Here is a 2,794-nt window from a genome sequence, read left to right on the forward strand (position 1 = left end):
AGAATAAGACATACTTCCCATAAAAGAAACAAAAGCAATTATAAATGTGATTCTTAATTTCATAACTTTAGATTTTACTAAGAACATCCTGAATTTGACAATATTGATTTTAATGCATCCGGACTGGAAAGATTTGATGCAAATGGAGAACTATACGAAAGCGTATAAGTATCAAACAATTTAAGCCATTTCTGGTAATCGCTATTCGTCAGGCTCGCTGGATCTTCCCTAAGTTGAAAAATCCATTTTAGATAATCATCCTTTATTTTCTGTGGGCAAGCCTCATTATTAAAACCAACACAACATTTAACATTTGACATTTGAAATATCTGTATACAGTTTCGCCTCAAACTCAATATTTACCCTCCCCGAATCAGCATATTGGGCAATACCCCCGTCGTAGAAAATATCCTGATAAGCATGAAAAAACTCCTCTTTCAGATTTTCGGAGTTGATGGCATCATTATCCCTGAATTTAAAGGTTTTGGTTGAGGGATCATATCCGGCAGGATGAGGAAGTGAACTATCCATCTCGAAATTAAATCTTTGATTGTTTGCGACCAATTCATTATAAATATATTTATCACTGCATAATCCAATCAGCTCTTACAATGCTTTTTCTAAGATAAGGGATTGCGCGGGTGTGAGTCTATTTTTATTTTGAAGGCTTATTGTAAGCGGGGTCTCTTTAATAGGATCGTACGGCAAATACACTCCCACCGTATTGCTTCCGGAACTATCATGATTATTGCTCCCCCCTGAAGATTGTTGTATCGGAGGATCAAAGCCATTTTCAAAAGCATAGCGTGCACGGGAATCCCAGTAGTAATCCTCATAATACCAAATCGTTTCAGACTTAAGCCAGCAATCGCTCCCAACATAGGAGGTAAGGCTCCCAAAACTAACATAAGTATCAGTACAGATAAGGTACTCTATTTGGGCCAATGCTTTCAATGACTTTTCTGAGTCTGTCTTTTCCGGAACCATTGGTATAAAACCACTTACTATTTCTCCACCATCGTACTTCCATGCATTCGCAAAGTTTCCGTCCAGATGATTAAAAACAATCAATCCGGTAAAATTGGTGCCTCGGTTGTAATAATCAATAGAATCAATGCTGCCACCGGAAGCAAGATAGTCTTCGTCGGGGATAACCGTCATCAAAAAACCATGAGTTTCGCCCGTCACCTGGTTGGTTTGTACCACAATTCGGATACGTGAGCCAACAGCTTTTTCTTTTTCTTCATCATTTGGTAGGCTGATTCCTTTCAGGGCTTCTGAATAGGTCGCTTCATCAGCCGGTGAAAAGACCGGTACTTCAACATTTTTAATATCTCTCAAAGTACGAGATACACTGTTCTCCCAATCACCAAACAGGGGTACATCGGTGGTTTGCAAAGCAGAACTTTTCGTCGTCGATTTCATTTCCAGAAAGACATTTCCTCCGGTTTGTTGATAAAACTATTGATGCACATCATCAATACTTTAATAATCAAAGTCTGTCATAGTTGAATCGTTGGTTGAGACCTTCATTTAATCTTTTTCACAACCGGTTAAAACCAACAATGGTAAGAAAACAAAAAGCAGAAATACAGAATAAGAAATTTGCTTCATAGGTAAAGAGTTTAAGTTAGAATTGGATGAGTCTGGTAAAAAATTCATCTTTGTTGCCAAACTCATTAAAAATTAAAATTAGCAAACACAACAACCGGCCAAAAAAACTAGTATCAAGAGCCAACATATTTTAAAAAAACCATATAATCTCTTAACAAACAGGAAAAATCTGCCCCATTTGAGTGATAACCTGACTATTAGCCACTTATTCCAACATGTTTTTTAATACAAGAAAAAGCCCATAAGATGATTGTATATATCCCTCCTCTGCTATTTTCTCACTAAACAGAGTCTCTATGGTTATTTTTTCCTTTAACTGCTGTGAGAACTTTACGAATTTATCCAGGCAAATTTTCGGTTCCCTTTCAGAAAACTTAAAAGATACACTAACAACTTTACCTGAAGAAGTAGAAATACATTTTAAAATACATTTACTATTGACCAATGTTTTTATTTCTTTTAGATCAAAGATTTCTTCTGCAAGATTTATTATTTGGCTTTCAGGATTATAATTAAACCCAATAACTTCAGGCACCTTGCCATTTATATCTTTAGGCAAAGACAAATCATCATAGCAACCATCAAAATCAACATAATAATAAAATGTATCATCATCAAATACAGAAACCTTTTTAATTAGACTATCTTTCAAAAAATAGTTCTGACTGTATATGCTATTTCCTAATATTAAGAGAATACCGATGATAATTGAAGATTTCATAAGACCAGGTTTTAAAAACATTTAGATAAAGAAATAATTGAATTAAGTGCATCCGGAGTAGTAAGAAATGGGCTTATTGGAGAGCTATACTCTTTATTTGTATACTGATTAAATAAGTTAAGCCATTTTTGATAATCTATCAAAGAAATGATTGATGGATTTTCCTGTTGTGAAAAAATCCAATTTTCATATTGTTCTTTAGTTTCCTGAGGAACATTCTCCATATTAAAACCAACACAACATTTAACGTTTGAAATATCTTTATACAATTTCGCCTCAAACTCAATATTTACCCTCCCCGAATCAGCATATTGGGCAATACCCCCGTCGTAGAAAAAATCCAGATAAGCATGAAAAAACTCCTCTTTCAGATTTTCGGAGTTGATGGCATCATTATCCCTGAATTTAAAGGTTTTGGTTGAGGGATCATATCCGGCAGGATGAGGAAGTGAACTATCC

Annotated in this window: 4 protein-coding genes; all 4 read right to left on the reverse strand. The window is 35.1% G+C overall.

Annotated elements, in window-relative coordinates; translation table 11 throughout:
- Positions 1-306: 306 nt before the first annotated feature.
- Entirely contained in the window at positions 307-531 is a 225-nt protein-coding gene (locus ACT29H_RS16680) for a hypothetical protein (protein ID WP_444822793.1), read from the reverse strand.
- 75 nt (positions 532-606) lie between these two features.
- Positions 607-1,425 carry a hypothetical protein gene (locus ACT29H_RS16685; RefSeq protein WP_444822794.1) on the reverse strand — a complete coding sequence of 273 codons (819 nt, stop codon included), beginning with the start codon at positions 1,423-1,425 and terminating at the stop codon, positions 607-609.
- A gap of 394 nt (positions 1,426-1,819) precedes the next feature.
- Positions 1,820-2,335 carry a hypothetical protein gene (locus tag ACT29H_RS16690; protein ID WP_444822795.1) on the reverse strand — a complete coding sequence of 172 codons (516 nt, stop codon included), beginning with the start codon at positions 2,333-2,335 and terminating at the stop codon, positions 1,820-1,822.
- A gap of 11 nt (positions 2,336-2,346) precedes the next feature.
- On the reverse strand, positions 2,347-2,794 hold a 448-nt coding region (locus ACT29H_RS16695), incomplete at its 5' end, for a hypothetical protein (protein WP_444822796.1).

This window comes from Thermophagus sp. OGC60D27, from assembly GCF_052400625.1.
In the GTDB taxonomy this organism is placed as follows: domain Bacteria; phylum Bacteroidota; class Bacteroidia; order Bacteroidales; family Marinilabiliaceae; genus Thermophagus.